Origin of the sequence: Paraglaciecola sp. (genome assembly GCF_030730205.1) — a bacterium.
In the GTDB taxonomy this organism is placed as follows: Bacteria; Pseudomonadota; Gammaproteobacteria; order Enterobacterales; family Alteromonadaceae; genus Paraglaciecola.
Map to the genome: position 1 here is coordinate 1 of NZ_JANQVQ010000324.1, position 7,183 is coordinate 7,183.

Consider the following 7,183-nt stretch of genomic DNA (forward strand, 5'->3'; position numbering starts at 1 on the left):
AGGCCTTTCGACTCTGCTTTAGCCGCAGCTTCGTCGCTATCAGCACTTTGTGCAATAACAGCCAAAGGTGACAGTAGCAGTGCAGCACTGACTAAGGCAGATAACTTGTTCGGGCGGAAACTAGATACTTTTTTCATTCGATACTCTCTCATGTGTCCTGTTAAACGTTTTTATTGTGAGTGTTGTTGATCTAAAAACTTTGCAACAACGCAACATCTGGTTAACAACAAGGTTAATAACTATTAATGAGTTGTTAAAATTGAATGTTTTGATAGCTGATATTTATAGAATTGATACATTAAAGCGGAGCTATCTATAAATCTGAAACATATAAGGCACGCGCTTATTCGGCTCGATCAGCAGACAGCAAACTGGTGTTGCCTGGTTGATAAAGCCGTCTGACGACGCATTGCCTTACTTGGTCAGGGATGTACTGGCTTAATTTATATTCAACATATTCCTGGCTCCGGGTGTTTAGCTGGCATAGTTAATTGGATTAAACCGATTCAGATGACATTTGTGCTTTCAGCGCCGGGGGGCGCATCAGCCAGAATGCCATGCCGATGGAGAATGCGCCGACGGCAATCATGGTGACATTGCTGGAAGGCGTGAATACGTCAATGCCTGATAACACCAGTGGCGTGGCAAAATTGGCGAGGGTATATACAAACCACCACAAGCCTGAATAGGTGCCGGTTTGGCCTTTGGGCGCGATAAATAGCACAAAGGTCAGTGCCGCGGTTAACATCAAACCACCACCTGCTTGCTGTATCACCACACCAATAATCACTGTGGTTTTGTCGCTGGCAAGGGCGGCGGTAACTAGCCCTGCGCCCATAATGGTCATGGCCAGTGCCAGGGTGGTGCCGAAGCGCCAATGTTTAATAAAGCGTGCCAGTATTGCTCCTGACGGTGCGCCGATAATCAGGCCATACGATAAGACCTCGCCGACCACTGCCGGTGAAGGGTAACCAATTGCCTCGAGCAGGAAGGCTAATTTGATTGGGACCGCATAAAAGCCAATGGAGCCTGGGATCGCAATTAAACAAATTAAACCAATGACTTGCAGTGATATTTTGGATTTCTTCTCGGCCGGGGGGTTGTTGGCAATGGCTTGGGTTTGTTGGGCGGGTTCGTACAGGAACAGAGCGGCGGCGATAAAGACTAAAAAGCTCAGGCCGTACAAACCAAAGGTATATTGCCATTTGATCGCACTGACAATACCAACCACGTAGAGTAGCAAGGCACCGATCAGCGGCAGCGCAATATTCTGATAGGAAATCCACTTCTGACGTCTATCACCAGTGAAATATAACGAGATCAACACCATGCCAGCAGTAATAATGCCAGCTTCGGCGATACCCATAATGATCCTCGAAGCCAGTATTGCGTAAAGTGACTCAAGAAAAACCGGAGCAACACCCATAAAGCCATAGAGACCTAAGGAAAACACCAGTAATTTTTTCGCCCCGATACGGTTGCAGATGCCACCGGCAATCGGCGAGAAAATTGCCAGACACAAGGCCGGCGCGGTGAGTAACAAAGGCACTAAGACCTGAAAATAGGGCGTAGTAGAGAAATGTTGAAACATCATGCCCATTATTGGCGCGATGAGCACGGCACCTAACATGATAAATACCGGGACAAAAAGCAAAACAATGCCTTGCGGTGTATTACTTCTTTGGTTTGCTTGCATGGAGTATTCCTATAAAAATTGCTCATCACCCTCAGGTCGATTGTGATGAACGAGTTAATCGCAAAGCGGCATCAGCTCAGCAGCGCGCCTGACGCTGCTGTTGGTTGTGCTGCTTCAGCGCCAGTTATTTATTGGCTAATTTTGAAAACAGCGCGTGTTGGCGTCTGACCTGATTGGCATTCTGGTAAGGGCGACGAATGCCTTCATATTCCGTTGACAGCCAGCCTTTCCAGCCCCCTTCGTTAAGGGTTGACAAAATTGACTGCCAGGGCACATGCAAATCATTCAGGTTGTCATCAATTTCAAAGAACTTGCTCTGAATAAAGTGCACATGAGGCAGAATGGCTTTCAGGTCGGCCACCGGCACCGCTAAGGGCTCGAGGAACGGCGGTCGCATTTCGCCTTCTTTTAATTCAAAGCCATCAAAGTTCATATCCACTGGCTCGGTCTGGAAAATACCGGTATCAATGATCAGTTTGAAATGCTCGGTTTTGGTTTCTTCAATCAGGTCGATGTAAGCTTGCGTGACCGGGTGCTGAATCGGCGTCGGGCTATGAATTTCCGGACAAATCACCACGTTGAGTTTTTCAGCTAAATCCAGCGAGTTGAGAATGGCTTTGCGCCACACCGGATGCGGGATCAAATCCAGACTGATGACGCCAAATTTAGGGCGCAGTGAACTGAAGCCTAATTTCTTGGCCAGTTTTAAATCTTTCTGAATTTGTGCAGAGGCTTCATCTTCGCTCAGGCAGCGGTGTTGCCACATGTCCGTATCAACCCAACTGCCAAGATTAGTTGGGGTGAGCTGATATTTGTCGAGCAAGGTAAACCAATTGTCAGTCCAGCTATGGCTGGGGGTCGGGTAGCCGTGAATATTACCTTCACTGAGCATTTCTATGCCTTGGGCGCCCATGTCGGCTATTTCCGCCATGATGTCTTCCAGCGACATCAGGGTATAAATGTCATTGGTGTAAGAATAGGTTGATACACTCAGTTTTTGCTGCAGTTTGCCCTGCTCAAGCACCACCAGTTTGGCTTCAGCCTTAAAGGGTGATGAGGCATAAGGCACAGGAATGTACGGGCGACGGATGATCACGGTGATTTGAATCGGATAAACGCCTGCTGGCAGGGGGCGCTCAACTGGCACAGTGATGGTGGCAACTTCATCCAGTCCCCAACGTGCGTCTTCGCTGACCATTAGTTCTGACAAGGAATGAGTTTTGCCCTGCAAGGTCCATAATGCTTCATCGGCGGCATAGCTTCTGCCGGCTAACAGAACCTGAATACCTTCGATCAGACTGGCCTGTACTCCACGGTAATTTGGGTTTCTGACTTCAAACTGAAAACCGTGCGAGCCATTGGGTAGGCTAACGTTTTTACAGCCTTTATTTTGAATTACATTTAAATTTAACAAATTTTGGTCCTTTTTAACTGACAAAACAGGGCTTAAATCGCATAAGCCACCTGTTGTAAACTCACTGGAAATTAACTGCCTCAGCCTGCTTGTTTAACATGGAGTTCACTCATCGACATGCACATGGCTTCTTGTTCACTCAAGTAATCTTTTTTGATCATGTAATTTAAGATGGGGGTATGGTCGTAAATAAAATCTCGTATCTTGGCAAGCGGATAAGGTTGATGATGAAAAATATTTCCCATTTTGCGGGCAAATTCGACATTGTGGTTAACGTATTTAACGCGCTCTTGTTCATAGCGTGTAAAGCCGTTGTTAATCTCAGTCACTGCACTCAGATCTTTGCCTTCGAGGAATTTCGCCAGAAAATAACCGTCTTCAATGGCCATACCCATCCCGTATGCCGCATAAGGTGATACCGGATGCACGGCATCGCCCACACACACTACGCGGCCTTTGCTCCAGCTCGACAGTGATGGCCGGTTATACACATCCCAGCAGAAAATCTGGCTGTCAAAGTCGGTGGCATCGGGGAATCTGGGCAGCGGATCAGCAAAATCTTTGAGGATATTCTGCACGTGCTTTTTAACATCAGCAGGCTTGGGCGCATGCTCTTTCTGCGGCTCAACAATCCACCATTCATAGCCGGGCTTACCGTCGTGCAACATGGGGAAATAACTCGCCTGATATTTGTGCGAATGGGAAATCACCCCGGTGTTAGGCTCAATACCGTCAATCGGATCGCACCAGGCCAGCCAGATGCGTAAACCAATGTGAAATAGTCCGGGATCGCCAAAGGCTTGGGTGGAAACCTTGGAGTTGATTCCATCGGCCCCCACCAGAATGTCTGCTTCGACTGATTCACCGCCGCTAAAATGCACAACAACACTGTTCGCGTTTTCTTCATAATGTGAAAAACTGTGGTTGGATTGGATGATGTCCTCTGGCACCAACGCCAGCATTTTGGCGAAGGCGCTTGAACGTAATACACCGTAGTGCCAGCCCTTGATATTAAACGCTTTCTCAACAATCGGATTAAATGGCAGATCGGCGCGCATTTTGCCCTTATTGTTTTTGAACGCAACTGTGGTGTGCGAGCCAAAATTGTCCAGGCTGATACCGTAGTCCTGCAGCACCGCAAGTACCGGTACGCTAAGCAGCACCGCGCCGCCCAGCGCTTTGGGTTCGGCCTGACGTTCAAATACTTTGACATCAAAGCCCTTTTTCAAAAATGCTAAAGCGGTTGAAATACCACCTGGACCGCCGCCAACAATGGCAACTCGTTTGCCCTTTCTCCACTGCATTTTATCTGACTCCTTTATAACCATTAAAATGTAGCGTTAATGTTAAATGTTCGTTACAGGATTAAAAGTATGTTTTGTCTAATTTATCGGAAAATTCGTCCAGATTGTTGGTGCAAAGGGTGATAAATCTGCTATTGTTGCGAGCAATTCACCACTCGCATTGCATAATTTTTTATCTGGAGCCTCACGATGGATGTGCTGAGTCACTTTCTCAAAGCCTTAAAAATTCGCTCAACCAGTATCTCCAAGTGGTCATTGCATGCGCCTTGCGGGGTGATGGTCAAAGATTTTACGCCGAGCTATTTACTCACGCTGGTAAGCGGAGAAGACCTGATCATCAACGCAGACAAGCACACATTTGCGTTAAACGTAGGGGACTCAATATTGGCGCCGATGGGCGGCGAATGTCGCATGGGCTCCCGTGAAGCAAGCCAGTATACGCCGATTAATAATTTGCGCTGGGAGGGATTGGAAAGCGAAAAATTTGATATTAATCATCACCATAGTTCAGCAATGAAGGTGCAAATAGGTGATGCCGGGCCCGTGTCGATTTTGCTGGGAATTGCGTTTTCACTGCATGATCATAACCAGTTTCTGGTCGCTAATAATTTACCCAGGTTCATTTATCTGAGTCGTGATGACAATACCTTGTTTAATCTGCTGCAACCCGCGGTAGAGTTTCTGTCCAACGACAGTCAGGCTGGCTATTTTGCCCTGGCTACCCAACTGGCTGAGTCGATCATTATTGGCACCTTACGCGCCTATATTCTTAATACTACCCACGTGCATGTGGGGGCCTTAAAGGGCCTGGCGCACCCGCAGCTGAGTAAAGCCTTAAGAGGCATGCATGCCAGTCCACAACAGCAGTGGACGGTGGAATCACTGGCCAGGACGGCAGGTATGTCGAGAAGTTCATTTGCGGCAAAGTTTGCACAGGAGGTTGGTAAATCGCCGATTGAATATTTAAAAGACCTGCGCATCAATCTGGCAAAGGACTTGCTGCTTAGCGGTAAAGATTCGATTGTAGAAGTGGCAACCCGCTCGGGTTTTCAATCTGACCGGGTGTTTCGCAGTCTGTTTCAAAAGGCCACCGGACGATCACCGAAAGCCTACCGCCAGGCTAACGGTCACTGATCCGCTGGACGGCTCATTATTGTTGAGGCTAGGCCTTGGGGGCCTCAAGTTGATTTTTAGCTAACATTTTTTCCCGCAGCCAGCGGTGAATAGGGTCACGCTCTAAGGTGGGATGCCAGACTAAGTGCTCACGTAATTTAGGAAAGGAGAATGGAAGCTTAAGTAGCTTAATGGGCATATGCTGAGCATGCTGTATGGCTAATTTATGCGGTATCAAACCCACACGTTGGGTACCAATAAGAGCGCGACTGAGGGTATTAAAATCGTTCACAATCACTTCCACTTTGCGGTTATCGCGTACTTCTTCGTTTAGCCAATTTCCCATATTAAATTTGCTATGACGGTCAAAGCCCACTGTCACAAAACCGGTGGTGGTCAATTGTTCGGCGGAGATACTGTCGTCAAATAAGGGGTTATCCTGCGCACAGGCACAGACAAATTCATCATCGGCTAAAATTGCTGAAGAAAATCCCTCTGTCACTACTTGCTCTGGCACCACCAATAAATCTGCATTGCCCTTCGCCAATAATTCAGCACCATGACTAAAAGGCGTCAAAAATTCAAAAGTGATGTTGGGCGCAATAGCTGAAATCTCACTTAGCACATCCAGCATCAGGGTTTGTATGATGTAATCTGAACCAATGATACGGAAATGACGGGTACTTTGGCTTGGGTCTTCCATGCGTTTACTGACAATGGTTGAACGAATGGTTGATAGCACGTCCCTGACGGGTTGCTGCAATTCAACAGCGTAAGGCGTGGGCTGCATTTTTCGCCCCACTTGCACTAAAATATCATCATCAAAATAAGCGCGCAGGCGGGATAAAATGCTACTGGTTGCCGACTGAGAAAGGTTTAACTTTTCGGATGCACGAGTGATATTTTGCTCTTCCATTAGTATGTCCAATGCAACCAGCAAGTTTAAATCAAGTTGTTCGAAACGCACACTGCCCCCTGATGATAAGTTAGCTCAAACGATAAAAACCACCGAAACATTAGCCAAGCCGATATTAAATGCAGGTAATTAATTTAAAGTCATCTTTAAAATCACTTAAATGCATTACATCATTCAATTTTATCAATATCAAAATTTTCGTTATGAACTCCAACTGCCACGTCGGTTTGTCAACTAACTATCTTAAAAAAACAAGGTAATATTACCACTATCGGGCGTCCCAATAGTCCACTGAAGTACGATTAAAAGATCGCCGTATTGACTCCCATACTCTCTCCTAACGGCGATGTATGAGCTCGTTTTCCGGTGCAGGAGCCCAATATGCTTTCATTCAATTTTGTATTTCTAAGGCTAATTTGAAGATTTTCAATGCCTTGCGCTGGGTGTTAATTTAGATCTAAATCAGTGATGAAAAGCCACTAGTGATAATCTCAACTGTACTGTTGGTATTCAATGTATCAATTGTATTCCCATTTATTAACCACTTTGTGTTTGGTGTGCAGTAACCACACACCAAATGCCAGATAGAAATTAAATAGGCTGAGCCAAAGCCATCATACTGTCGCGCATAATGCTCATGTGCTCTTGTTTATCGCCCCCTTCTATTTCGATTTGGGCTAAACGGCCAGAGTTTTCGACGACCATCCTACAACGCTCCCAGCGGCGGTTTTGGAAAGTTT

General features: G+C 46.5%; 5 protein-coding genes. 1 reads left to right on the forward strand and 4 read right to left on the reverse strand.

Going from position 1 to position 7,183, the window contains the following annotated elements:
- Positions 1 to 496: 496 nt before the first annotated feature.
- From NWQ57_RS21360 to NWQ57_RS21370, 3 genes are all read right to left on the reverse strand, one after another.
- The gene (locus tag NWQ57_RS21360) at positions 497 to 1,696 is read right to left on the reverse strand and encodes an MFS transporter (RefSeq protein WP_306024215.1); all 1,200 of its coding nucleotides are present in this window, start codon (positions 1,694 to 1,696) and stop codon (positions 497 to 499) included.
- Between the two features lie 124 nt (positions 1,697 to 1,820).
- On the reverse strand, positions 1,821 to 3,110 hold the full coding sequence (locus tag NWQ57_RS21365) for a DUF6379 domain-containing protein (protein WP_306024216.1): 1,290 nt from the start codon (positions 3,108 to 3,110) through the stop codon (positions 1,821 to 1,823).
- A gap of 80 nt (positions 3,111 to 3,190) precedes the next feature.
- Positions 3,191 to 4,414, reverse strand: a complete 1,224-nt coding sequence (locus NWQ57_RS21370; RefSeq protein WP_306024217.1) for an NAD(P)/FAD-dependent oxidoreductase — start codon at positions 4,412 to 4,414, stop codon at positions 3,191 to 3,193.
- A 189-nt stretch (positions 4,415 to 4,603) separates the two neighbouring features.
- Here NWQ57_RS21370 and NWQ57_RS21375 point away from each other — a divergent pair, with 189 nt between their 5' ends.
- Complete coding sequence (locus NWQ57_RS21375) at positions 4,604 to 5,548, forward strand: AraC family transcriptional regulator (RefSeq protein ID WP_306024218.1); 945 nt, start codon at positions 4,604 to 4,606, stop codon at positions 5,546 to 5,548.
- A 28-nt stretch (positions 5,549 to 5,576) separates the two neighbouring features.
- On the opposite strand, the gene NWQ57_RS21380 is transcribed toward NWQ57_RS21375, so the two are convergent.
- Positions 5,577 to 6,494, reverse strand: coding sequence for a LysR substrate-binding domain-containing protein (locus NWQ57_RS21380; RefSeq protein ID WP_306024219.1), 918 nt, complete (start codon positions 6,492 to 6,494; stop codon positions 5,577 to 5,579).
- Positions 6,495 to 7,183 lie beyond the last annotated feature (689 nt).